Annotated in this window: 20 protein-coding genes; 15 read left to right on the top strand and 5 right to left on the bottom strand. The window is 69.4% G+C overall.

What is annotated here, in order from left to right; translation table 11 throughout:
- Positions 1-16: 16 nt before the first annotated feature.
- From EV648_RS18235 to EV648_RS18270, 8 genes are all read left to right on the top strand, one after another.
- Complete coding sequence (locus EV648_RS18235; protein WP_241995331.1) at positions 17-1,876, top strand: acyclic terpene utilization AtuA family protein; 1,860 nt, start codon at positions 17-19, stop codon at positions 1,874-1,876.
- Entirely contained in the window at positions 1,873-3,006 is a 1,134-nt protein-coding gene (locus EV648_RS18240) for an acyl-CoA dehydrogenase family protein (RefSeq protein ID WP_255512851.1), read from the top strand. The genes EV648_RS18235 and EV648_RS18240 overlap by 4 nt, the downstream gene beginning before the upstream one ends.
- An 80-nt stretch (positions 3,007-3,086) precedes the next feature.
- Positions 3,087-4,634 (top strand): acyl-CoA carboxylase subunit beta, encoded by a 1,548-nt coding sequence (locus EV648_RS18245; RefSeq protein ID WP_241995332.1) that lies wholly within the window; start codon positions 3,087-3,089, stop codon positions 4,632-4,634.
- 5 nt (positions 4,635-4,639) lie between these two features.
- Entirely contained in the window at positions 4,640-6,661 is a 2,022-nt protein-coding gene (locus EV648_RS18250) for a biotin carboxylase N-terminal domain-containing protein (RefSeq protein WP_132292662.1), read from the top strand.
- Entirely contained in the window at positions 6,658-7,815 is a 1,158-nt protein-coding gene (locus EV648_RS18255; protein WP_132292665.1) for an acyl-CoA dehydrogenase family protein, read from the top strand. The genes EV648_RS18250 and EV648_RS18255 overlap by 4 nt, the downstream gene beginning before the upstream one ends.
- A 47-nt stretch (positions 7,816-7,862) precedes the next feature.
- Complete coding sequence (locus EV648_RS18260) at positions 7,863-9,428, top strand: AMP-binding protein (protein WP_132292668.1); 1,566 nt, start codon at positions 7,863-7,865, stop codon at positions 9,426-9,428.
- Positions 9,421-10,269, top strand: coding sequence for an NAD(P)-dependent oxidoreductase (locus tag EV648_RS18265; protein WP_241995333.1), 849 nt, complete (start codon positions 9,421-9,423; stop codon positions 10,267-10,269). Before EV648_RS18260 ends, EV648_RS18265 begins: the two co-directional genes overlap by 8 nt.
- Positions 10,266-10,874 carry a TetR/AcrR family transcriptional regulator gene (locus EV648_RS18270; RefSeq protein WP_132292671.1) on the top strand — a complete coding sequence of 203 codons (609 nt, stop codon included), beginning with the start codon at positions 10,266-10,268 and terminating at the stop codon, positions 10,872-10,874. The genes EV648_RS18265 and EV648_RS18270 overlap by 4 nt, the downstream gene beginning before the upstream one ends.
- On the opposite strand, the gene EV648_RS18275 is transcribed toward EV648_RS18270, so the two are convergent.
- The gene (locus EV648_RS18275) at positions 10,861-13,152 is read right to left on the bottom strand and encodes an NACHT domain-containing NTPase (protein WP_241995334.1); all 2,292 of its coding nucleotides are present in this window, start codon (positions 13,150-13,152) and stop codon (positions 10,861-10,863) included. The genes EV648_RS18270 and EV648_RS18275 overlap by 14 nt on opposite strands.
- A gap of 181 nt (positions 13,153-13,333) precedes the next feature.
- Here EV648_RS18275 and EV648_RS18280 point away from each other — a divergent pair, with 181 nt between their 5' ends.
- Positions 13,334-14,782, top strand: a complete 1,449-nt coding sequence (locus EV648_RS18280) for an MDR family MFS transporter (RefSeq protein WP_132292674.1) — start codon at positions 13,334-13,336, stop codon at positions 14,780-14,782.
- Positions 14,783-14,787: 5 nt separating this feature from the next.
- Here EV648_RS18280 and EV648_RS18285 read toward each other — a convergent pair whose 3' ends face one another.
- Positions 14,788-15,663, bottom strand: a complete 876-nt coding sequence (locus EV648_RS18285; RefSeq protein WP_132292677.1) for a proline dehydrogenase family protein — start codon at positions 15,661-15,663, stop codon at positions 14,788-14,790.
- Positions 15,664-15,715: 52 nt separating this feature from the next.
- On the opposite strand from EV648_RS18285, the gene EV648_RS18290 reads away from it, so the two are divergent.
- Positions 15,716-16,759 carry a GNAT family N-acetyltransferase gene (locus tag EV648_RS18290; protein WP_132292680.1) on the top strand — a complete coding sequence of 348 codons (1,044 nt, stop codon included), beginning with the start codon at positions 15,716-15,718 and terminating at the stop codon, positions 16,757-16,759.
- Here the strand turns inward: EV648_RS18290 and EV648_RS18295 are convergent.
- Positions 16,756-17,190, bottom strand: coding sequence for a MarR family winged helix-turn-helix transcriptional regulator (locus EV648_RS18295; RefSeq protein WP_132292683.1), 435 nt, complete (start codon positions 17,188-17,190; stop codon positions 16,756-16,758). The genes EV648_RS18290 and EV648_RS18295 overlap by 4 nt on opposite strands.
- A gap of 28 nt (positions 17,191-17,218) precedes the next feature.
- Here EV648_RS18295 and EV648_RS18300 point away from each other — a divergent pair, with 28 nt between their 5' ends.
- A complete protein-coding gene (locus EV648_RS18300) occupies positions 17,219-17,641 on the top strand; it encodes a MarR family transcriptional regulator (RefSeq protein WP_132292686.1) in 423 nt (140 codons plus the stop codon).
- A gap of 321 nt (positions 17,642-17,962) precedes the next feature.
- Here EV648_RS18300 and EV648_RS18305 read toward each other — a convergent pair whose 3' ends face one another.
- A complete protein-coding gene (locus EV648_RS18305; protein ID WP_132292688.1) occupies positions 17,963-18,142 on the bottom strand; it encodes a hypothetical protein in 180 nt (59 codons plus the stop codon).
- A gap of 230 nt (positions 18,143-18,372) precedes the next feature.
- Here EV648_RS18305 and EV648_RS18310 point away from each other — a divergent pair, with 230 nt between their 5' ends.
- The 4 genes from EV648_RS18310 to EV648_RS18325 all read left to right on the top strand — a co-directional run bounded on the left by EV648_RS18310 (position 18,373) and on the right by EV648_RS18325 (position 22,569).
- The gene (locus EV648_RS18310) at positions 18,373-19,668 is read left to right on the top strand and encodes an XRE family transcriptional regulator (RefSeq protein WP_132292690.1); all 1,296 of its coding nucleotides are present in this window, start codon (positions 18,373-18,375) and stop codon (positions 19,666-19,668) included.
- Between the two features lie 8 nt (positions 19,669-19,676).
- Positions 19,677-20,210 carry a GNAT family N-acetyltransferase gene (locus EV648_RS18315; RefSeq protein WP_132292693.1) on the top strand — a complete coding sequence of 178 codons (534 nt, stop codon included), beginning with the start codon at positions 19,677-19,679 and terminating at the stop codon, positions 20,208-20,210.
- Between the two features lie 180 nt (positions 20,211-20,390).
- Positions 20,391-21,290 (top strand): oxygenase MpaB family protein, encoded by a 900-nt coding sequence (locus EV648_RS18320; RefSeq protein ID WP_132292696.1) that lies wholly within the window; start codon positions 20,391-20,393, stop codon positions 21,288-21,290.
- 70 nt (positions 21,291-21,360) lie between these two features.
- Entirely contained in the window at positions 21,361-22,569 is a 1,209-nt protein-coding gene (locus EV648_RS18325) for an ROK family transcriptional regulator (protein WP_132292699.1), read from the top strand.
- Between the two features lie 152 nt (positions 22,570-22,721).
- On the opposite strand, the gene EV648_RS18330 is transcribed toward EV648_RS18325, so the two are convergent.
- Positions 22,722-23,318 carry a ParA family protein gene (locus tag EV648_RS18330; RefSeq protein ID WP_132292702.1) on the bottom strand — a complete coding sequence of 199 codons (597 nt, stop codon included), beginning with the start codon at positions 23,316-23,318 and terminating at the stop codon, positions 22,722-22,724.
- Positions 23,319-23,450: the final 132 nt, after the last annotated feature.

A 23,450-nucleotide genomic window follows, 5' to 3' on the forward strand; every position in this document is an offset into this window, starting at 1 on the left:
GCGCGGGAGTCTCGGCATGACCGCCCCGGAAGACACCAAGGCCAGTACCCCCGCGAGTACGCCCGACGTCCCGGAGGAGGGCGAACAGGAGAGCACGCAGGCGGATGCGCCCGAGAGCGCCGGGGACGGCACGCCGGAGCAAGCCCCTGAGGGCATCCGGAAGCCGATTCGGATCGGGAACGCCTCGGGGTTTTACGGCGACCGGTTCAGCGCCTTCCAGGAGATGTTGACCGGCGGACCACTCGACGTGCTGACCGGCGACTACCTGGCCGAGCTGACCATGCTCATCCTCGGCCGGGACCGGCTGACGGATCCGTCGTTCGGCTACGCGAAGACCTTCCTCAAGCAGCTCGAGTCCGGCCTCGGTGAAGCGCTCGATCGCGGCGTCAAGGTGGTCAGCAACGCGGGCGGCCTCAACCCGGCAGGCCTCGCCGGCGCGATCCAAGAACTGGCGGACAGGCTCGGCCTGCACCCGAAGATCGCGTACGTCGAAGGCGACGACCTCCTCCCCCGAGCCAAGGAGCTCGACCTCGGCCAGCCCCTCACCGCGAACGCCTACCTCGGCGCGTGGGGAATCGCGGAAGCACTCCAGGCCGGCGCCGACATCGTCGTGACCGGACGAGTCACCGACGCGTCCGTCATCGTCGGACCCGCCGCGGCCCACCACGGCTGGAAGCGGACCCAGTACGACGAACTCGCGGGGGCGGTCGTCGCCGGGCACGTGATCGAGTGCGGCTGCCAGGCGACCGGCGGCAACTATGCGTTCTTCAACGAGATCCGCGACCTCGGCCACCCGGGGTTCCCGATCGCGGAGATCCACGCCGACGGCAGCAGCGTGATCACCAAGCACGACGGCACCGGTGGCGCCGTCACCCTCGACACGGTCAAGGCGCAGCTCCTCTACGAGATCACCGGCGCCCGGTACGCCGGTCCGGATGTCACCGCGCGGATGGATTCCGTCGAGCTGAGCGAGGTCGGGCCCGACCGGATCCGGATCTCCGGGGTCGAGGGCGAGCCACCTCCCCCGACGTACAAGGTGTCTCTCAACGCGGTGGGTGGCTTCCGCAACGAGGTGGACTTCGTGCTCACCGGGCTCGATCTGGAGGCGAAGGCCGAACTGGTCCAGCGGCAGCTCGAGCGGGGGCTGCGCAGGAGACCGGCCGAGCTCAAGTGGTCGCTGAACTGGACGGAGCAGCCGAACGCGGAGACCGAGGAGCAGGCGAGTGTGCTGCTCAGGTGCACGGTGAAGGACCCCGATCCGAAGGTGGCCGGCCGGGCCTTCTCCAGCGCGGCGGTCGAGCTAGCTCTGGCGAGCTATCCGGGCTTCCACGTCACGGCTCCGCCCGGTGACGCAGCGCCGTACGGGGTGTTCACGGCCGCGTATGTCGATGCCGGCGAGATCGAGCACGTGGTGGTGTTGCCGGACGGCAGCCGCAAGTCGATCGAGCCGTCGGCCGAGACGCAGGGGTTGGAGCCGGCCGAGGACGGGCCCTTGCCGATGCCGTTGCCGCAGTTGGTGGCTGCGGGGCGTCCTGCGCGCTCGTTCACGCGCGAGGTGCCGCTGGGCCGGGTCGCCGGCGCGCGGAGTGGCGACAAGGGCGGCGACGCGAACGTCGGTGTGTGGGTGCGGAGCGAGACAGCCTGGCGCTGGTTCGCGCACACGTTGACGGTCGAGAAGTTCCGGGAGTTGCTGCCGGAGACCCAGGATCTCCCCGTCGCCCGGCACGTCCTGCCGAACCTGTGGGCGCTGAACTTCGTGGTCGGCGGCCTGCTCGGCGAAGGGGTCGCGTCGCAGGCGCGGTTCGACCCGCAGGCGAAGGCGGTCGGCGAATGGTTGCGTTCGCGGTACATCGACGTACCGGAGGTGCTGCTGTGAGCGACGAGCAGAAGGCACTTCGCGAGACGGTTCGGCGGTTCATGGCCGCGGAGGTGTTGCCCAGCCTCGACCAGTGGGAGCGCGACGGCGAGCTGCCTCGTGAGCTCCACAAGAAGGCTGGCGAGCTCGGCTTGCTCGGAGTCGCCTTCCCCGAGGCGGTCGGTGGTGGCGGCGGCTCCCTGGCCGACGCGATCGCTGTCGTCGAGGAGTTGCACTACGCGGGCGGCTCCGGCGGACTCGTCGCCTCGTTGCTGACCTGCGGGATCGCCTTGCCGCACATCGTTGCTGCAGGCAATCAAGAGCACATCGAACGCTGGGTTCGGCCGACCCTGGACGGCTCGCTGATCGGATCCCTGGCGATCACCGAACCCGACGGCGGCTCAGACGTCGCCTCCGTCCGTACTACGGCCCGCCGCGACGGGGATCACTTCGTGGTCAACGGCGCCAAGACTTACATCACCTCGGGCTGTCGCGCGGACTTCGTCACCACCGCGGTCCGCACGGACGGGCCCGGGGCGCACGGCATCTCCCTGCTGGTGATCGAGCGCGGCACGCCGGGTTTCGAGATGTCCCGCAAGCTCGAGAAGATGGGCTGGCTCTGCTCGGACACGGCCGAGTTGTCGTTCACCGACGTGCGGGTGCCGCCCGCGAACCTGGTGGGCGAGCCGGGCTCGGGATTCGTCCAGCTGGCGATCAACTTCGTCGCGGAGCGCCTGACCCTCGCAGTACAGGCGTATGCCGGGGCGCAGCGCGCGTTGAACCTCACGGTGGAGTGGTGCCGGGTGCGGGAGACGTTCGGGCGGCCGCTGATCTCGCGGCAGACCGTGCAGCACACCTTGACCGAGATGGCGCGGCGGATCGACGTCGCCCGGGTCTACGTGCACCACGTCGTCGAGAAGGCCGAGCAGGGCAAGGACGTGATCGCGGAGGTGTGCTTCGCGAAGAACACCGCGGTCGAGGCGGGCGCCTGGGTGTGTGACCAGGCGCTGCAACTGCACGGCGGGCTCGGGTACATGCGCGAGGCCGAGGTGGAACGCCAGTACCGCGACCAGAAGATCCTCGCGATCGGCGGCGGCACCACCGAGATCATGACGAACTTGGCAGCCAAACGACTGGGGTTCACCACATGAGCAACTCCGTTACGTCTGAAGAAGTGCGGACACGTCTCCGCAGTTCTTCGGACGCAAGGACTCAGGAGAATCGGGCGGCGATGCTGGAGAAGCTCGCCGCGCTGGAAACCGAGCACCAGAAGGCGTTGGCGGGTGGTGGGGAGAAGTACGTCGCGCGCCACCACAAGCGCGGCAAGCTGCTGGCTCGCGAGCGGATCGAGTTGCTGCTGGACCCGGACACCGCGTTCCTCGAGTTGTCGCCGCTCGCGGGGTGGGGCAGCGACTTCACCGTCGGCGCGAGCCTGGTGACCGGGATCGGCGTGGTGGAGGGCGTCGAGTGCCTGATCACCGCGAACGACCCGACCGTCAAGGGCGGCGCGAGCAACCCCTGGACGCTGAAGAAGGCCTTGCGCTCGGACGAGATCGCCCGCGCCAACCGGCTGCCGGTGATCAGCCTGGTCGAGTCCGGCGGCGCGGATCTTCCGACCCAGAAGGAGATCTTCATCCCGGGCGGCGCGATGTTCCGCAACCTGACCCGGTTGTCCGCGGAGGGCATCCCGACGATCGCGCTGGTGTTCGGCAACTCCACCGCGGGCGGCGCGTACATCCCGGGCATGAGCGACTACGTGGTGATGGTCGACGACGGCGCGAAGGTGTTCCTGGCCGGGCCGCCGCTGGTCAAGATGGCGACCGGCGAGGATGCGGACGACGAGTCCCTCGGTGGCGCCTCGATGCACGCCCGCGTGTCTGGGCTGGCGGACTACTTCGCCGTGGACGAACCGGACGCGATCCGCCTCGGCCGGCAGATCGTGTCGCGGCTGAACTGGAAGAAGCTCGGCCCGCCGCCGGCAGCGCAGTACGAGGAGCCCTTGTACGACGCGGACGAACTGCTGGGGATCGTGCCGGGCGACCTGAAGATCCCGTTCGACCCGCGGGACGTGATCGCCCGGGTGGCGGACGGGTCGGTGTTCGACGAGTTCAAGCCGCTCTACGGGTCATCGCTCGCGACCGGGTGGGCCTCGGTCCACGGGTATCCGGTCGGCGTGCTGGCCAACGCGCGTGGCGTGCTGTTCAGCGAGGAGTCGCAGAAGGCCGCGCAGTTCATCCAGCTGGCGAATCGCGCCTCGGTGCCGTTGATCTTCCTGCACAACACGACGGGGTACATGGTCGGCCAGGAGTACGAGCAGCGCGGGATCATCAAACACGGCGCGCAGATGATCAACGCGGTCTCCAACTCCCGCGTCCCGCACATCTCGATCCTGATGGGCGCCTCCTATGGCGCGGGGCACTACGGCATGTGCGGGCGGGCGTTCGATCCACGCTTCCTCTTCGCCTGGCCGTCTGCGAAGTCCGCGGTGATGGGTCCGCAGCAGCTCGCTGGGGTGCTCTCGATCGTCGCGCGCGCTGCCGCGGCCGCGAAGGACCAGCCGTACGACGAGGACGGTGATGCCGCGATGCGGGCCTACGTGGAAGGTCAGATCGAGGCGGAGTCGCTGCCGATGTTCCTGTCCGGCCGGCTCTACGACGACGGGGTGATCGACCCGCGCGACACCCGCACCGTGCTCGGCCTCTGCCTGTCCGCCATCCACTCGGCTCCGGTCGAGGGAACCCGCTTCGACGGCGCCAACTTCGGCGTCTTCCGGATGTGATGGCGATGTTCACTTCAGTACTGGTGGCGAATCGTGGCGAGATCGCGCGGCGGGTGTTCCGGACTGCGCGCGAGCTGGGGGTGTCGACTGTCGCGGTGCACTCGACTGCCGACGCCTCGATGCCGTACGTCGGCGAGGCTGACGCCGCGGTCCACCTGCCAGGCAACGCGCCGGGTGAGACCTACCTGCGGACGGAGTTGCTGATCGCGGCGGCCCGTCGAGCCGGGGCGGACGCGGTGCATCCGGGGTACGGGTTCCTGTCTGAGAACGCGACCTTCGCGCGGGCTGTCGAGGATGCTGGGTTGGCGTGGATCGGGCCGCCGCCGCGGGCGATCGAGTCGATGGGCTCGAAGATCGAGGCGAAGAAGCTGATGGACGCGGCGGGAGTTCCCGTGTTGCCGCGACTCTCCGCGGACGACGTGACCGAAGCGGAACTCCCGGTGCTGGTGAAAGCGTCGGCGGGCGGCGGCGGGCGCGGGATGCGCGTCGTGCACCACCTGGAGGACCTGCGGTCGGAGATTGCCGCCGCCGAAGCGGAAGCGCTGTCGGCCTTCGGCGACGGGACGGTGTTCTGCGAGCCGTATCTGGCGACCGGGCGGCACATCGAGGTCCAGATCCTGGCTGACCACCACGGCACGATCTGGGCGGTCGGTGAGCGCGAGTGCTCGATCCAGCGGCGGCATCAGAAGGTGCTCGAGGAGGCGCCTTCGCCTTTGGTGGAACGGCTTCCGTCGATGCGGGCCGAGTTGTTCGAGGCGGCGCGGAAGGCTGCCGAGGCGATCGGGTACGTCGGTGCCGGCACGGTGGAGTTCCTCGCGGACGACAGCGGGCGGTTCTACTTCCTGGAGATGAACACGCGCCTCCAGGTCGAGCATCCCGTCACCGAGTCGACGACCGGCCTCGACCTGGTCGCGCTGCAGTTCTCCATCGCTTCTGGTGAGGCCTTGCCTGCTGAACCGCCTGCCGCTGTTGGGCATTCGATCGAGGTTCGGTTGTACGCCGAGGATCCCGCGCACGACTGGCAACCCCAGACCGGCACGTTGCACCGTTTCCACCTGGGTGACGCCGCCGAGTTCGGCCCGGGCGGATCGCGATCAGGCCTGCCGTGGTTGCGGGTCGACTCCGGAGTGGTCAGCGGCACCGAGGTCTCCCCGTACTACGACGCGATGCTGGCGAAGGTGATCGTCTGGGGCGCCACCCGCGCCGAAGCTGCCACCAGGCTGGCGGCCGACCTGTCGAAGGCGCAGATCCACGGCGTCCAAACAAACCGCGACCTCCTGGTCCGCACCCTCCGCCACCCCGCCTTCCTTGCAGGCGACACAGACACAGCCTTCTTCGACCGCCACCTCCACCGGACTGAGATCGCCGCAGGCGAGGCAGGCGCGGCTTCCCTTCCCGGGCTCGCGGAGCCGCTGGCCGACGCTGCGACGGAGGACCTGTGTGCGCTGGCGGTGGCACTTGCCGACGCGGCGGGGCGGCGGAGTACTGCGAAGGTGCAGAAGGGGTTGCCGAGTGGGTGGCGGAACCTGGCGTCGCAGCCTCAGCGGAAGAGCTTCACGACCGGACAGTCGACACACGAGGTGGCCTACCGACTGACCCGGGACGGTCTGGTTGTTGAGGGCGACGCCCAGTTGGTTGAGGCGAGCCCCGAGCGGGTGGTGCTGGAGGTCGACGGGGTGCGCCGGGGGTTCCGGGTGGCGGCCTACCCGGGGCTGGTGTGTGTTGACTCGGCGTTGGGGTCGGTGGCATTGAAGCCCGTCGAGAGGTTCGCGGATCCGTCGGCGCAGGTGGCGGCGGGGTCGTTGCTGGCGCCGATGCCGGGCACCGTGATCCGGGTCGCGGTGAAGGTGGGCGACAAGGTCGAGCAGGGACAACCGTTGCTGTGGCTGGAGGCGATGAAGATGGAGCACACCATCTCCGCGCCGGCCGACGGCATCCTGGCCGAGCTCGCGGTCGGTAGAGGGCAACAGGTCGAGGTCGGCGCCGTGCTGGCCGTCGTGCAAGCAGCCGAAGGAGAAGACGCATGAGCTTCGTCGAGACCGAGGAACGCCGGGCGCTGCGAACCGCGGTGAGTGAGCTGGGAAAGAAGTACGGGTACGCCTACTTCAACGAACGCGCGCGCTCCGGCGGGCAGACCACCGAGCTCTGGCAGGAGGCGGGCAAGCTCGGCTATCTCGGTGTGAACCTGCCCGACAAGTACGGCGGCGGAGGTGGCGGGATGGCCGACCTGTCGATCGTGCTGGAAGAGCTCGGTGCGGCCGGTTGCCCGCTGCTGATGATGGTCGTGTCACCGGCGATCTGCGGCACGGTGATCGCCCGGTTCGGCACGGACGGGCAGAGGGAGCGGTGGCTGCCGACCCTGGCCGACGGCTCCACCACGATGGCGTTCGCGATCACCGAGCCCGACGCCGGCTCCAACTCGCACGGGATCACCACCACGGCCCGCCGTACGGACGACGGCTGGTCGTTGTCGGGGCGGAAGGTCTACATCTCGGGGCTCGACGCGGCCAAGGCCGTACTGGTGGTGGGACGGATGGAGGACGCGAAGACGGGCCGGCTGAAGCCCGCGCTGTTCATCGTGCCGACCGACGCTCCGGGGGTCGAGTTCCGGAAGATCGAGATGGACCTGATCAGCCCGGACAAGCAGTTCGCGCTGTTCCTCGACGACGTGCAGCTCCCGGCGGAGGCGCTGGTCGGGTCGGAGGACGCGGGCCTGATGCAACTGTTCGCGGGCCTCAACCCGGAGCGGATCATGGCGTCGGCCTTCGCGATCGGGATCGGTCGGCACGCCCTCGGCAAGGCCGTTGCCTATGTCAAGGAACGCCAGGTCTGGAAGACTCCGATCGGCGCCCACCAAGGCATCGCGCACCCGCTGGCCCAGTGCAAGATCGAGCTGGAGCTGGCCCGGCTGATGATGCAGAAGGCTGCTGCGTTGTACGACGCGGGCGACGACCTGGGCGCCGGTGAAGCCGCGAACATGGCCAAGTACGCCGCCGGCGAGGCGACCGTCCGGGTCACCGACCAGGCGGTCCAGTCACTCGGCGGCAACGGTATGACGGTCGAGTACGGCGTCGCCTCGCTGGTCGCCGCGGCCCGCGCCACCAGGATCGCGCCGGTCAGCCGGGAGATGATCCTCAACTTCGTCGCGCAGCACAGCCTGGGCCTACCGAAGTCGTACTGATTCCGCCACAGTCATCCTCCTAGTCGACGAGTTGAGAGGACCGGCCCATGGTCATCCAGAGTGAGTTCCCACCGGTCGAGATCCTCGACGTGCCGATCCACGACGCGGTGCTCGGCCGCGCCCAGGAGTACGGCGACCGCCCGGCGCTGGTGGACGGCGTCACCGGCCAGGAGATCACCTACGCCCAGCTGGACGGGATGAGCCGGCGGATGGCCGCCGGGTTCGCGGAGATGGGCATCAAGCACGGCGACACCATCGCGCTCCACAGCCCTAACACGATCATCTACCCGGCGGTGTTCTACGGCGCCACCCGCGCGGGCGCCACGGTGACGACGGTCAACGCGCTCTACAACGCGGCCGAGCTGAACAAGCAGTTGATCGACTCGAAGGCGCGGCTGCTCGTCACCATCTCGCTGTTTCTGCCGGTCGCCAACGCCGCCATCGAGGGCACCGCGGTCGAGGAGATCCTGGTCTGCGACACGGCAGCGGGATACCGCTCGGTGATGGAACTGCTGGCGAGCACCGCTCCGGAACCCGTGGTGAACATCGACCCCGCCAACGACGTCGCGGTACTGCCGTATTCGAGCGGGACCACGGGCGCGGCCAAGGGCGTGATGCTGACCCACCGGAACATCGCGACGAACATCTCGCAGGCCGAGCCGACGATCACCGTCGGGGAGAACGAGCGGATCATCGCGATCCTGCCCTTCTTCCACATCTACGGGCTGACCGTGCTGATGAACCTGCCGCTGCGGCTCGGCGCGACGGTCGTGGTGCTGCCGAAGTTCGACCTGCAGCAGTTCCTCACGGTGCTCGACCAGCAGAAGATCACCCGGGCCTTCGTCGCGCCGCCGATCGTGCTCGCACTGGCGAAGCACCCTGCGGTCGACGGTGTGGACCTGTCCGCGCTGAAGTACGTGACTTGTGCGGCGGCTCCGCTCGACGGCGACCTTGCCGAGGCCTGCGCGAAGCGGCTGGGGTTGCACGCGGTCCTGCAGGCCTACGGGATGACCGAGCTCTCGCCGGGCACCCACGCAGTACCGCAGGACGCGATCGATCCGCCCGCCGGTGCCGTGGGCAAGCTCTTCCCGTCGACCGAGATGCGGCTGGTCGGCGCCGACGGCGAGGACGTGCCGGAGAGCGAGGCCGGGGAGATCTGGATCCGCGGACCGCAGGTGATGAAGGGGTACCTCGGCCGGCCCGCGGAGACCGACGCCACCATCGACCCGGACGGCTGGCTGCACACCGGCGACATCGGCCGGGTGGACGACCGCGGCTACCTGTATGTCGTGGACCGGGTGAAGGAGCTGATCAAGTACCACGGCTACCAGGTGCCGCCGGCCGAGCTGGAGGCCGTGCTGCTGACGGACGACCGGATCGCCGATGCCGCCGTGATCGGCGTCCAGGCGGACGGGAACGAGGTGCCGAAGGCGTTCGTGGTGCCGATGCCGGGCGTCGAGCTGACCGAGGACGACGTGATGGCGTACGTCGCGGAGCGGGTCGCGCCGTACAAGAAGGTCCGGCAGGTGGAGTTCATCGACGCTGTCCCGAAGGCGGCCTCAGGCAAGATCCTGCGGCGCGAGCTGCGAGCACGGGAGGCCGCGCGTGAGTGAACCGGGAGCCGGACAGTCCTCAGGTCTCGCCGGGCGTACGGTGCTGATGTCCGGCGGCAGTCGCGGGATCGGCCTGGCGATCGCGCTCCGGGCCGCCCGCGACGGGGCGAACGTGGCGCTGGTGGCGAAGACCGCCGAGCCTCATCCGCAGCTGCCCGGCACGATCTACACGGCCGCCGCCGAGATCGAGGTGGCGGGCGGCCACGCATTGCCGATTGTGGGCGACGTGCGCTCCGACGAGTCCGTCGCCGAGGCGGTACGGCGGACCGCGGCGGAGTTCGGCGGGATCGACATCGTGGTGAACAACGCCTCCGCGATCGACCTGGCGCCGGCGGCGGACATCTCGATGAAGCGGTACGACCTGATGCAGGACATCAACGCGCGCGGCACGTTCCTGCTGTCGAAGCTGTGCATCCCGTGGCTGCGGAAGTCCCCGGCCGGGCACATCCTCACGCTGTCGCCGCCGCTGAACCTGGACCCCCGCTGGGCCGGCGCGCACCTGGCGTACACGATGGCGAAGTACGGGATGAGCCTGACCACGCTCGGGCTCGCGGAGGAGCTCAGGGCCGACGGGATCTCGGTGAACTCGCTGTGGCCGCGGACGTTGATCGCGACCGCCGCGGTGCAGAATCTGCTCGGCGGCACCGCGGCGACCAGCCGGTCCCGAACTCCGGACATCGTGGCGGACGCGGCGTACGTCGTACTGACCCGGCGGGGGACCGGGGAGTTCCTGATCGACGACGAGGTGCTTGCCGAGGCCGGGATCACCGACTTCTCGCAGTACCGGCTGGCGGCGAGTGAAGCAGACCTGGCGCCGGACCTCTTCCTGGAGTCGTTGTGAGCGAGGCGCTCCGCGAACCGCGGCAGGACCGGAGCCGGGCGACCCGGCAGAAGCTCCTGGCGGCCGCGCTCGAGTCGCTCGCGGAGGTCGGGTACTCGGCGACCACCGTCGCGGTGGTCGCCGCTCGCGCAGGAGTATCCCGGGGCGCCGCGCAGCATCACTTCCCGACTCGGCAGGACCTTTTCGCGGCGGCTGTCGAGTACATGACCGAGGTGCGGCTGGCTGAGATTCGTGAACAGGCCGCCGGGTTGCCCAGTGGCGACGGGCGGACCGAGGCGATCGTCGGGATGCTCGCGGACGTCTACACCGGTCCGCTCTTCCGGGCTGCGCTGCATCTGTGGGTGGCGGCGTCCACCGAGGAGCCGCTGCGCCAGCAGATCGTCCGACTGGAGGCGCACGTCGGACGGCAGGCGCATCGGGCGCTGCTGGAGGTGCTCGAGGTCGACGAGCGCACGCCGGGGGTACGCGAGACCGTGCAGGGCGTGCTCGACATGGCCCGCGGACTCGGCCTGGCCGACCTGCTCACGGACGACGCTCGCCGCCGGCGAGGCATCGTCCGGCAGTGGGCCGCCATCCTGGACCAGGTGCTGGCTACAGGTCGCTAGTGACCGGCCGGCTGGTGCGAGCGCCTCGAGCGGCGATGCGCTGGTCGACCTTCGCTGCGAGGGCCTCTGGGTCACAGTCGGCCAGGTGGTCGCGTACGAGCAGGTGGATGAACGCGTACTCGCCTCGCCCGGTCCTGGCCAGTAGATAGCGATCGGCCGCATAGCGGAGGAAGGCGCGGCGTCGCCACGGCAGGTAGCCGCTCCACCGGAGCAGGAAGCCGTGCAGCAGCCGGGAGAGACCACCGGCGAACAGTGGAGCCCGCCGCCGCCAGGCCTTGGCCGCAACAGCCCCGACCAGTACTCCGAGGGCCGCCTCGGGCTCGGCCGATCCGAGGCTCGCTCCTAGCGCCACTGCCACCAGGAGTGCGACGAGGACGCCGGCTGCCACCCACGGATCCATCAGCCACTGGGCTCGCGGCCCTTCTTGAGACTCGTCGTTGTTGTGCGGGTAGACCAGGTGATCCATCGGCAGCGCCTTCACCAGACGAATGCCCTGGGCAACTATCAGGCCGATCGCGAGACCGGCCACGAAGGCCGCGGGCGAGTCGGCCCAGGTGTAGCCGATCCAGCCGGCGGCGATCACGACGACCAGCCGGACGGCGAGCAGCACTCTGCGTTGGATGCCGCCGGAGAGGACGTACTCCAGCGCGTAGGAGGATCCGATCGCCGCCGCAGCGAGGGCGAGACCGAGCCACGGTGGTAGGCGCGAGACGACGCCCGCGCCCAGCAGGATCGAGCCGAGCCCGGCGACCGCGCCCATGCAGAGCATCACGGCCGTCAGCAGGAGGCGCGGCTGTTTGGCTCTGTCCTGGAGAACCCACCAGGTCCGTGGCCTGACGTGCACGAGCAGCAGCCCGTACGCTCCCACCGCCAGCCCCGCCGGTACGCCGTACAGGGCTGTCGTGGCGAGGGTGGCGCCCCCGGTCAGGCCGGCGAAGAGGGCGGGGAGGCAGACCATGTGGGCCAGGTAGCCCACGGCGGGCAGGACCAGGCCGTACCAGCCGTTCGGAGTCAGCCGGTTGGGGACCTCGATCCGGTCGCCCGATCGGGTCCTGGTCCACCAGGCGAGGCACCAGAGCGACCGGATGACGGCGCGGGACTCGTACTGGCGACTGGCCGGGCGATAGCGGGCCAGCACCTCGGAGATGAAGGTGTCGAACAGCTCGCGCCGGTGGTCCGCCAGTCCGCCGGCGGCGATGTCGCGAGCGTCCCGGCCCTGGTAGGCGAGCGCCATGACGTTCAGCATCAGCGGTGAGTTGACCAGGTCCCACAGGTCTTCGTCCCGCTCGATGGCGGCCCGTGCACCGGCCAGCTCGCTCCCGCCGGACGCGAAGTAGTCGAGCACCTGGCGGCGGCTCAGCGGGCGGATGCGCACGGCGCCGTACAGCTTGAGGCGGTGATGGAGATTGTCGTAGTCCTGGCTGCGGCAGGTGACGGCCAGTTGGCCGATCAGGTAGCGACGGCCGAGCTCGGCCAGCACCGGCGCGAGCTTGTCTCGGTGGGGACCGGCTACCTCGTCAAGACCGTCCAGGAGGAGCGCGAGGCGGCCCTTGCGCAGCCAGACCCGGCCTACTGCGACAGGGATCTGGTACCGGTCGTTCAGCTCCTCGAGGAGCCAGCGGACGAACCCGGCGAGCAACGCGCTGTCACCCGGGTCGTCATCGGCATGCCGCCCGGTCGAACCGGTCCAGCCGGCCAGCCCGACCAGTACCGGGATAGGGCTGTCTGGATCGCTGTAGGCCTGCGCGGCCAGCGATCGGGCCAGTTCCAGCAGCAGCGTGGTCTTGCCGGAGCCCGGTGCGCCGAGGATCAGCATCGAGTCCTGCAGATCGTCGAAGGCCGCCACGATGTCGGCGTCCTCGCGGACCTCCGCAACGCTGCTACCGAGCGGCTGGACGAGCAGGTCGTACGGCCGGATCACCGCCTCCGGCCGTACGTCGAGCGCGAGGGCGAGCCTGGTCCGCGACGCCAGCGAGCCCGCGAACCGGTCGGCCAGGTAGCGATCGACCCGGGCCAGGGCGTTCGGGCGGTTCCGCGGCTGGTCCGCGGACCACGCCGAGTGGCCGACCGTTCGGCGGCTGCGGTACTCGATCAGGCCGGTGACGACCGCGACCAGCCAGAGCACCCCGATCACCGGCCAGGTCCAGTCGACGTACGGCGCGAGGAAGTCCGGGGCGGTGCCGCCGGTGCCGACGTTGATCGCGATCGGCAGCAGCACCAGGGTCAGCGACAGCGTGAGGACGAGCAGGGCGATGCGGAGCAGCCCACGGATCCTCACCCACGGAGAGTATCGAGCCGGCGGTTCCCGCGTAGCCGCTCTCCGCGTTTCACCGGCCACCCCGGTGCCATCGCTCGAGCCGCGGTCAGGACGTCAGTAGCGTTTCGTCTGGCGGTCCTGTCCCAACTGGCGGTCCGGGGCTCGGGGAAACGTTGTCCCGTCACGTAGGTTTCCCTTTGTCATGACTACTGAGCGGATCGACCGGGCGAGCGTGGGGCTGCGGTCTGAGCGTGGACCGATCCTGCTCGCGGTGATGCTGAGCGTCGGCCTGGTGGCGATCGACGCGACCATCCTGGCGACCGCGGTGCCGTCCGTGGTCGAGGACCTCGGCGGGTTCACCCAGTTCCCCTGGCTGTTCTCGATCTACCTGCTCGCCCAGGCAGTCTCGGTGCCGATCTACGGCAAGCTCGCGGACCTGCGCGGCCGCAAGCCGCTGATGCTGCTCGGCGTCGCGCTGTTCGTGCTCGGCTCGGTGCTCTGCGGGTTCGCCTGGAGCATGTCGGCGCTGATCGCGTTCCGGCTGGTCCACGGGCTCGGCGCGGGCGCGATCCAGCCGATCGCGATGACGATCGTGGGCGACATCTACTCGGTCGCCGAACGCGCCAAGGTGCAGGGCTACATCGCCAGCGTCTGGGGCATCGCCTCGTTCGTCGGGCCGACGCTGGGTGGCGTCTTCTCGGACTTCATCTCCTGGCGCTGGATCTTCTTCGTGAACGTGCCCCTCGGCCTGGCCGCCTGGTGGGTGCTGTTCCGGCGGTTCCACGAGGACGTCAAGGTGACCACCCGGCACAAGATCGACTACGCGGGCACGATCCTGCTCGCCGTCGGTGGTTCGTTGCTGCTGCTCGGTCTGCTCGAGGGAGGCGTGATGTGGTCCTGGGACTCCCCGACCAGCATCGTGATCCTGGCCCTCGCGGTACTCCTGCTGGTCGCCTTCGGGTTCGTCGAGCGCCGTGCGGCCGAGCCCGTCCTGCCTCTGTGGGTGCTGGAACACCGGGTGCTGAACTCCGCGAACTCGGCCGCGCTGCTGATCGGCGTACTGATGATCGGGCTGGCGACGTACGTGCCGCTGTATGCGCAAGGGGTGCTCGGGACGTCGGCGCTGGTGGCGGGGTTCGCGCTTGCGGCGATGACGCTGGGCTGGCCGATCGCGGCGTCGTTCGCGGGGCGGATCTACCTGCGGCTCGGGTACCGCACGACGATGCTGCTCGGTGCGGTGATCGTGGTGGTCGGCGCCGCGCTGCTGCTGACGGTGCGCTCGGACAGCTCGGTGCTCTATCTCGCACTCGCCTGCTTCGTGATCGGCCTCGGTCTCGGCTTCTCCGCCTCACCCGGCATCGTCGCCGCCCAGTCGTCCGTGGACTGGCGCAGCCGCGGCGTGGTGACGGGCGCGAACATGTTCGCCCGGTCCGTCGGCAGCGCGATCGGCGTCGCCATCTTCGGAGCCGTCGCCAACGGTGTCGTGGCCTCCCGCCTCGGCGACAGCCACGACGACCTGGAGAACCTCCCGGGCCACATCCTCGCCCCCGCGATCCACGACGTGTACTACGGAGCCGGAGTCGCCGCACTCCTTCTGGTCGTGGCCGTCAGCTTCATGCCGAAGCGCGTGGCCGAGCAACCTCGCGCCTGACTTCCTCAGGCGCCGCGGGACTCGGCTAGGCGGCGGATCCAGTAGCGGAACCAGGCGGGACCGTAGGGGATGTACACGCGGGTGGGGATATCCCGAGAGTGCAGGGCGTCCAGGGTCTCGGGGCGGACACCTAGTAGTTGTTCCACCGGGACTGGGCCGAGTGCGAGCAGTACTGCTTCGCGTATGCGCCCGTCGTGGGTGGCTAGGGACCACCTGCCACCGGATGCGGCCAACTGGTGGGCCAGGCGGAGGTACGCGATGTCCGTGGGTTCGCCGTACGGGTGGGCGCCAGTCGGCTCGACGTACGCGCCCTTGACGAGACGGACCTGTACTCCGGCGGAGATGAGAGCGTCGACGTCATTCGCTGAGCGCAGGAGGTTCGCCTGGACCGTGGCGCCGAGGCGATCGGCCAAGCCGCGACTGGCTACCTCCAGCACGCACTGCTGAATCTTGTCCGTGCGAGCGGTGTCCTCGGCGCCTATCTGGAGCAAGCGGCCGGGTGGAAGTGCTTCGGCGATCCTTGCGACCAGGTCAGCAGCACCGGCCGGGTCCACGTCCAGAGCGAGGTGCGAGAGGTCCAGCGACAACCAGACGTCAGCCGGAGGCTCCGGTACCAGCTTGGCCAGTTCCAGGTATTCGTCGACGACTCGAGCCGCGTCTGCCGGGTCGGTGGACAGCTCACCGAACAGGTCGACGCTCACGCCGTGGCCCTTGCCCAACTGCTCGGCGACGACCTCCAGCGCCTCGTCACGAGTCCGGCCGGCCACATACCGCGAGGCAGCCCGCCAGGCGTTCTCCTCGCCGCCCGGCAGTCCCTTGACCAGTTGTTCGACTCGCTCGTTGGTCGCCAGCTTGAAGAGGATCGCCCGGTCTGCACGCATACCTGGAGTCTGCCAGCTAGGGGCAGACCCGGCGGAGTCTAGGTTGGTGGGCATGCGGCCAGTGGATTGTGTCGGGGCTCTGATCCGGGACGAGCAGCATCGGGTGTACGTGCATCGCCGTACTGCGGACCGCCGGTTGTTCCCCGGGATCTGGGACATCGTCGGAGGTCACCTGGAGGACGGGGAGACGCCGGAGCAGGCGCTGGCGCGGGAGGTCGAGGAGGAGACCGGGTGGCGGGTCCGGGAGATCGTCGCCACGGTCACCGACTGGGAGTGGGAGCACCAGGGACGGATCCGCCGTGAGCTCGACTACCTGGTGACGATCGACGGGGATCTGCGGCAGCCGCGGCTCGAAGAGGGCAAGCACGACGGGAACGCCTGGGTCGGGCCGGACGACCTCGAACTGCTGATGCTGAACCGGACGGATGGGGATCGCCGACTGCGGGACATCGTGGCGCACGCGGTACGGACCAGGTTCACCGAGCGGCTGCGGCTGGAACCAGTCACCGGTCCAGGGGAGGTCCTGCCCGGACATGCAACGGACCTCGAGCGTCTGCTGAGCGATCCCTGGGTGGCCGAGTGGTACGGCGGCGCCTGGTCCACCGAGGAGTCCGTACTGCGCTCCGCCGCGATGCACGCCGCCTGGGAACACGACGGCGTGAGCAAGTGGATGGCCTACGAGCCCGCCGCCGGGTTGGTCGGGCGAGGCGGGTTGTCGCGGCTGCCTGCCGACGGAGCGGTGACCTCGGCTATCACGGAGTTGCTGGACTCGGCTGGGTCGGATGGGTCGGGGGGTGAGTCGCTCGGGGAGGTGTGGGCGGCGGATCGGCTCGAGCTCGGGTGGGCGTTGCTGGGCGAGGCTCGGGGGTGTGGGTACGCCACAGAGATCGGGCGGGCCGGGCTGGAGTTCGCCTTCGCGACGCTGCGGGCGGGTGCTGTGATCGCATTCACCGAACGCCACAACCGGGCCTCGCGTGCGGTGATGGAACGCCTCGGGATGAAGTTCGCCGGGGAGATCCGGACCGGGGGCCTGCACGAAGGACAGACCGGCGTCCTCCCGGACGCCCCTTTCGCGGTCTACGTGCTCCGCGCCTAGCGGTCCAGAGCGGACACGAAGCGGGTCAGGAGGGTGGCGAAGGCGGCTTTGTCCGCCTCGGACCATTCCTCCATCGCGGTAGCGAAGCGGGCGCGACGGATGGCGTGGACAGCATCCAGCCTCGCTCTGCCGTCGTCGGTGAGCACCAGATTCGTCCGCCGGCCGTCCAGTTGATCGGCCTCGCGGCGGACCAGGCCGGCCACCACCGCGGCCGCGACCAGCTTGCTCGCGCGAGGCTGGTCGACGCTGAGCGCCTCGGCGACCCCGTTGACCCCGATCAGTTCGTCTTCGGCCGCCTCGAGCGCGTCGATCACCTGCTGGATCGCGTTGTCCCGCGGCGCCATCCCCACCTCCCGGGCGAGCGTCCGGCGCGCCTGGCGCCGGCGGATGACGACCATCGCGGCCTCCACCTCGGCGACTGGGTCGACCATGCCACTCCTCAGGTATATGCTCATCGACATGTATATGGCAGGTGACAACAAGCCTATCGGGTGGTGGATCAAGGAAGTGGACCGGCTGCTAGAGCTGTCGTTCGAGCAGGTCCTCGCGGCCGACGGGGTGAACCGGCGGCAGTGGCAGGCGCTCAACGCGGCCCGCGGCGGGGAGCCGATCGAGGTCGCGCTGGCGCCGTTTCTGGCCGCCGACCCGGCCGGGCTCGCCGCGGTCACGGAGCCGCTGACCGCTCGCGGCTGGCTCGACGACGCGACCCGGCTGACGCCGGCCGGAGCGACCGCGCTCGCGGCGCTGACGGAGAAGGTCCAGGCGGAGCGCCGCCGGATCACCAACGGCATCGTCGACTCGGAGTACCTGCAGACGATCGACGTACTGCGCCGGATGGCGGTCAACTTGGGTTATCAGCCCACAAATGGCTCCGCTGTGTGACCGCCCAGGCGCGGCGGTCGCACAGCGGAGTCGGCCACCTCGGAGTGTGGCTCGTGGTGAGGTGTCACGAGCCACTAGCTCCGCCCAGCCCGAGGTGTCGGCCAGGAGGTGGGCCTTGGAACGGCTGGGCGGCGGCGATACAGGGACTCAACCGCCGGCCCAGCCGGGCCGGTGGGCGGTGCGGTCCGGAGCTGAGGAGTGCTCCGGACCGCACCTCTGGTTTCGTCCGGGACTGAGGAGTGTCCCGGACCTTCATTCGCCACTCCTGGACGTGAGGAGACCCCAGGAGCAACCACCGGATCTGAGGAGGATCCGGTGAGCTCAGATGTTGTCTGTGTCCGGCTGCGGGCCGAGGATGTCGTTCGTGACCCGGAGACCGGCGAACCGCCTCCGCATTGCCTGCTCGTACCGCACCGCCAGCGGTGCTTCCGCGACGTACTGCGCGATGACGTGCTCGCCGAACCAGACCCGCACTCTGCGGCGGTGCTGCCTCGACGTCATTTCTGCAACAGTCACTGCTTGCTCACCCCGTAACTATCGGACCTTGCAACCAGTTGGACTCACTGGTTGTCATGGCAGTAATGGTGCACAGACCGACCGTGACCGCTCTAGGACCTGGACCGGACCTTTGCCGGACCTCTTCAGGACCTCTGGCGGACATCTGGAGGACTGCACCTTGTCGTGGGGCATGAGTCGAGACACCGTCTTACCTGACGTGAACGGGAGGAACGATGGCGGGTAGGTATACGCCAAGAACGGTTCTTGCGCACCTGATCCAGCGCCGGAACCAGACCTACTCCGAGATCGTCGCCGAGTTCGTCGAGCTGGGTGGAACCATCACCGAGCGGCACCTGCGGCGCCTCGCATCGGGCGAGCGCGCGGGAACCACTCCACAGACCCGGCGCACCCTGCAACGTATGTTCGGCAAGCCGGTCGAGGAACTCCTCGCCCCGTACGTCCCCGAGCAGGCCGGCCAGGTGGTGCCGGCGTCTGCCGGGGGTGGACGGATCACGACAGGTAATGAGATGGAGGTTCTCGACATGGCTGCCAGCCGTGCGCGGGCGTTCGCCCTCGCGGCCCAGACCGGTCTCGGTAGTGAGGCCATGGAACAGGTGTACGACGATGTGAGGCACGTTGCGAAGGCGTACCCGCAGCGCCCGCTCCCGGAGATCCTCGGCCAGCTGGTCGAGACCCAGGACCTCGTCTTCGCACTGCTGGAGAGCCGGCAGCGTCCGGAACACCTGCGGCAGCTGTACTTCCTCGGCGGCGTGACCGGTGGTCTGCTCGCCAAGGCGTCCCACGACCTCGGTAACCCGCACGCCGCCCTGACCCAGACCAGGACGGCCTTCCTCTGCGCCGACAACGCCGACCACCACGGGCTGCGCGCCTGGGTCCGCGGACTGCAGTCGCTGGTGTCCTACTGGGCGGGCAACCCGCACGACTCGGTCCGCTACGCCCAGCTCGGCGCGGGGTACGCGGAGCAGGCCAACAGCACAACCGGCGTCTGGCTCCCGGTCAGCGAGGCCCGTGCCTGGGCCGCGCTGGGCAACGCCGAGGCCGCCCGGGCCGCGCTGGAGCGCGCCGAGAACGCCTGGGCCTCGGTGCAGAACGACGACCTGGACGACATGGGCGGCCTGTGCACCTTCGGCCGCAACCGGCAGCTGTACTACGCGGCCGACGCGCTCGCGTGGCTGCCGGGCGAGGTGGAGACAGCCGAGCGGTACTCCAGCCAGGCAGTCGACGCATACACCGATCAGTCGCACCCCGAGTGGGCCTTCGGCGACGCCGCCGGCAGCCACGCCGCCATGGCCATCACCCGGATCGCGAACGGTGAGCTCGACGGCGCGGCGGACGCGATCGCGCCGGTCCTCGGCCTGCCCACGGAGCGCCGGATCAACGGTGTCGTGCACTCGGCCCGCCGGGTCCACCAGGCACTGCGCCAGTCGGGTCGCGCGGACGACGCCCGCGACCTGCAGGAGGAGATCGAGATGTTCACCCGGACGCCCATCCAGACCTTCCCGCGGTAGCAGGCGGGATGGATCCGCTCACCGGCGATGGCACCAGGCTCCGCGAGTTCCGGCTCGACGATCTGGAGGACTACCTGGCCATCGTCGGTGATGACCGGGTGACCAACTGGCTGTCCTTCGACAGCCGCGACCGGGACACTGCGCGGCAGGCTCTCGCCGCCGCGGTGGAGCGGTCCCAGCAAGACGATCGGCCGGACTACATGCTCGCCGTCACCCGCCTGGACGACGACCGACTGATCGGCTTCGCCCGGCTCGGGCCGACCGGAGTCCAAGCGGCCCACCTCGGCTACGCGATCGCCGCGGACCACTGGGGCCATGGCTACGCCACGGACGCCTCCCGGGCGCTGGTGAGGTTCGCCTTCGAGAACCTCGACCTGCACCGGGTCAGCGCCGCGATCGGCCCGGAGAACCTGGCCTCGGTCGCCGTGGTGAAGCGCCTCGGCTTCAGCTACGAGGGCCGCATCCGCCACCACGTCTTCACCAACAACGCCTGGCGCGACTCCCTGCTGTACTCGATCCTCGCCGACGAGTACCGCGGCTAGGGAGAGACGGGAGCACGCCGGCGGCCGCAACCACCGGCGGTACGGCGTACGGGACCGGCTCGGGTGATCCGGAGTTGGTGTGGCTGGCGGGGGACCACCATGAGCACAGCCTCCACGAACTCGGTCTTCGTGGACGTCGGCAGGTGACCGTCGGGTTGGAGTGGTGGGGAGACTGGATCTATGACCACTACCGCCCACCCGACCGACGGCGTGCTCGACCCGCTGAGGGACGGCCTTGCCCGGATGATCATGACGAAGGTCGCGGGCCCGGACCCCCAGGCGGAGCGGGACCGGGTCCACAACACCCCAGGACCTAGGTGGTTCGAGCCGGACCGGCCGATCCGGCGGGTGCACGGCGACGCCTCGATGTTCGCGGGCGGTCTGCGTGCACTCCTGCTGCAGTCGCTGCACCCGCTGGCGATGGCGGCTGTCTCGGCCCACTCCGGCTATCGCGGCGACCCTTGGGGCCGACTGCAGCGGACCAGTTACTTCCTGGCGATCACGACGTACGGCGCTGCCTCGCAGGCGGAGGAGGCGGTTGCTCGGGTGAAGGCGGTGCACGAGCGGGTACGCGGTACCAGCCCGGACGGGGTTCGCTACCGGGCGTCGGACCCGCATCTGCTGCGGTGGGTGCACGTGGCCGAGGTGGACAGCTTCCTGGCCGCCCACCAGCGGTACGGCGCGGAGCCGCTCGACGCCTCCGAGAGAGACGCGTACGTCGAGGACACGGCCCGGGTGGCTCGTGCTCTCGGTGTAGTGGATCCGCCGACCACTGAGGGGCAACTGCGGCAGGTGCTGGCGGAGTACCGGCCGGAACTGCGGGGGACCACCGAGGCTCGGCAGGCGGCTCGCTTCATCCTGGTGCATCCACCTGTGCCGTGGGCGGCGCGTCCGGCGTACGGGGTGTTGACGGCCGCGGCGGTCGGGCTCCTGCCGAGGTGGACCCGGTGGCCGCTGCGACTGCCGTATCTGCCGCTGGCCGAGAGCACTGTGGTCCGGGCGGCCGGGGACGGACTGACTCGCACGATCCGGTGGGCGCTGACGTCCCCGACGCTCGGAAAAGTCGACATATCGTCCTGACGGCTGCGATTTTGGCCTGGCGCGTGCGCCCGGAGCGCTGAAACTACCGACTCACCGGTAGTTTGTTCTCGTGCCGTCGCGCCCGAATCGCCCGCTGCCACTCGCTACACCGGCGGGGGTCGAGGTGCTGACCAGGATCCTGACCCAGGGTCCGATCCCGCGCGTCGAGATCGCCCGGCGGACCGGGCTGTCGCAGGCCGCCGTCACCAAGGCCGTCGCCCCGCTGATCGAGGCGGGATTCGTCACCGACCAGCCGTCGCCGGCAGCGGTGGACGAACCCATCGAGGGCCGGTCCGAGCTGGGCATCGGGCGGCCGGTCAGCCCGTTGACGGTGGTCGCCGAGAGCATCTCGGTGATCGGGCTGAAGGTGACGCCGACGGACCTGATCGGTGTGATCACGGACTTCCGCGCCGGCATCCAGGCGACCCGGCACCAGCCGCTGCCCGACACCTCCGCCGAGACGGTGATCCAGCAGCTCGCGGTGCTGGCGAAGGAGATGATGTACTCGATCAGTGAGCCTGCGGGGCCGCTGATCGGGATTGGGGTCGCTGTCTCGGGTGACGTCGACTCACGGCATGGCGTGGTGCGGGATTCGCCGTTCATGGGGTGGCGGGATGTGCCGGTCGCCGCGTTGCTGACCGAAGAGCTGGGCGTGCCGGTGCTGGTGGAGAACGACGTACGGGCGCTGACGATTGCCGAGCACTGGTTCGGAGTGGGTGTGAATGCCGACTCGTTCGCGGTGGTGACGATCGGATCCGGGGTCGGCTGCGGGCTCTACATCAACGGCGAGGTCGTGTCGGGCGCGCACGGAGTCTCGGGCGAGCTCGGGCATCTGCCGCTGGCGCCGGGCGATCTCGTCTGCACTTGTGGACGACGCGGATGCGTCGAGACGGTCGCGTCATCGGATGCGATCCTGGCGCGGGTCCGGGAGACCACTGGTAGGCCGGAGCTGGACCTGTCGGGTGCGATCCAGTTGGCGCACGAGGGAGACGAGCACGCGCGGGAGGCGTTCGACCGAGCAGGAGAGGTGATCGGCTCAGCCCTCGCCGCGATGGTGAACCTCGTCGGCCCGGAGCTGGTCGTCATCGCCGGCGAAGGTGTCGCCGACTACGACCTCTACGACCAGCGGATGCGCCAAGCCTTCGCCGCACACGCCTTCGGTGCCGCCGGCGACTGTCGACTCATGCTCCGCTCCCACACCTTCGACAACTGGGCCCGCGGAGCCGCCGCCACAGTAATCCGCGCCTACGTCCGCTCCCAACCCCCCTTCAACCGCTAAGCATCAGTCGACAGGCGACCGTTGAGGCAGCCTCTCAACCGAGAGTCCGCTCAGGCTGGGGCACGCGAGCAAGCTCGCAGAAGTGTTGAGGTAGTCGGCACACTGCAGCGCCCCCTCGGCCTGGGTGGGTGGAGGGGGCGCGGAGCAGCGGGTTAGCTGCGGGCGGCGGCTAGGATTTTTCGCCAGACTTTTTTGTAGGACTCGAGGCCGTCGGCGGCTAGCGGGCCGGTGGGGCCGGCGGTGATGGAGACTCGTTCGGGGATGGTGCCCCAGACCGGGATGCCCTCGTCGGCGTACTGCTGCATCGCTTCCTGGTAGCTGCGGGTGTAGGTGCGGGCCGAGCAGATCACCAGGCCGACCGGGACCTCCTTCGGAACCAGATCGAGCACCGCCTTGACCCGGGGAGTCTCGACGCCGCCGACGCGGGCCGGGATGATCACGATGCGGGCCCGCTCGAGTGCCTTGTTCAGCAGGCGCTCGTGCGACGGGGGCATGTCCACCACCCCGATGCCCTCCGGTGGAACCTTGTCGAGCGCTTTGGCCAGCAGCCGCTCCGTCGGCGCCTCGGAGATCTCGATCCTGGACAAGTGTTCGTCGTCGGAGTTCTCGATCCAGTCCGCCGCGCTCCCTTGCGGATCGGCGTCGACGAGGGTGGCTGTGCGACGGTTGGAAGATGCCAGCGCGGCCAAGTACACCGACGTGGTTGTCTTGCCTACCCCGCCCTTCAGTGCAGCTGTCACGATGATCATGGAACGACGCTACCCGGTTTTGTCCGATTTCCGGCGTGTCGTCGGCGTTGCTCGCCGGCTGCGTGATAGTTGCCGGGGGCTTCGAACAAGCTCAATGGCGCTTCAACCTGTCACAGACCACCCGACGGACCG

The sequence above is a fragment of the Kribbella sp. VKM Ac-2568 genome, from assembly GCF_004345365.1.
GTDB lineage: Bacteria > Actinomycetota > Actinomycetes > Propionibacteriales > Kribbellaceae > Kribbella > Kribbella orskensis.

Excerpts from the sequence above, each read along its gene's own strand:
- EV648_RS18235 (WP_241995331.1), top strand. The coding sequence starts at position 17 with ATGACCGCCCCGGAAGACACCAAGGCCAGTACCCCCGCGAGTACGCCC.
- EV648_RS18245 (WP_241995332.1), top strand. The coding sequence starts at position 3,087 with ATGCTGGAGAAGCTCGCCGCGCTGGAAACCGAGCACCAGAAGGCGTTG.
- EV648_RS18250 (WP_132292662.1), top strand. The coding sequence starts at position 4,640 with ATGTTCACTTCAGTACTGGTGGCGAATCGTGGCGAGATCGCGCGGCGG.
- EV648_RS18255 (WP_132292665.1), top strand. The coding sequence starts at position 6,658 with ATGAGCTTCGTCGAGACCGAGGAACGCCGGGCGCTGCGAACCGCGGTG.
- EV648_RS18260 (WP_132292668.1), top strand. The coding sequence starts at position 7,863 with ATGGTCATCCAGAGTGAGTTCCCACCGGTCGAGATCCTCGACGTGCCG.
- EV648_RS18280 (WP_132292674.1), top strand. The coding sequence starts at position 13,334 with ATGACTACTGAGCGGATCGACCGGGCGAGCGTGGGGCTGCGGTCTGAG.
- EV648_RS18285 (WP_132292677.1), bottom strand. The coding sequence starts at position 15,663 with ATGCGTGCAGACCGGGCGATCCTCTTCAAGCTGGCGACCAACGAGCGA.
- EV648_RS18290 (WP_132292680.1), top strand. The coding sequence starts at position 15,716 with ATGCGGCCAGTGGATTGTGTCGGGGCTCTGATCCGGGACGAGCAGCAT.
- EV648_RS18295 (WP_132292683.1), bottom strand. The coding sequence starts at position 17,190 with ATGGTCGACCCAGTCGCCGAGGTGGAGGCCGCGATGGTCGTCATCCGC.
- EV648_RS18300 (WP_132292686.1), top strand. The coding sequence starts at position 17,219 with ATGTATATGGCAGGTGACAACAAGCCTATCGGGTGGTGGATCAAGGAA.
- EV648_RS18305 (WP_132292688.1), bottom strand. The coding sequence starts at position 18,142 with ATGACGTCGAGGCAGCACCGCCGCAGAGTGCGGGTCTGGTTCGGCGAG.
- EV648_RS18310 (WP_132292690.1), top strand. The coding sequence starts at position 18,373 with ATGGCGGGTAGGTATACGCCAAGAACGGTTCTTGCGCACCTGATCCAG.
- EV648_RS18315 (WP_132292693.1), top strand. The coding sequence starts at position 19,677 with ATGGATCCGCTCACCGGCGATGGCACCAGGCTCCGCGAGTTCCGGCTC.
- EV648_RS18320 (WP_132292696.1), top strand. The coding sequence starts at position 20,391 with ATGACCACTACCGCCCACCCGACCGACGGCGTGCTCGACCCGCTGAGG.
- EV648_RS18330 (WP_132292702.1), bottom strand. The coding sequence starts at position 23,318 with ATGATCATCGTGACAGCTGCACTGAAGGGCGGGGTAGGCAAGACAACC.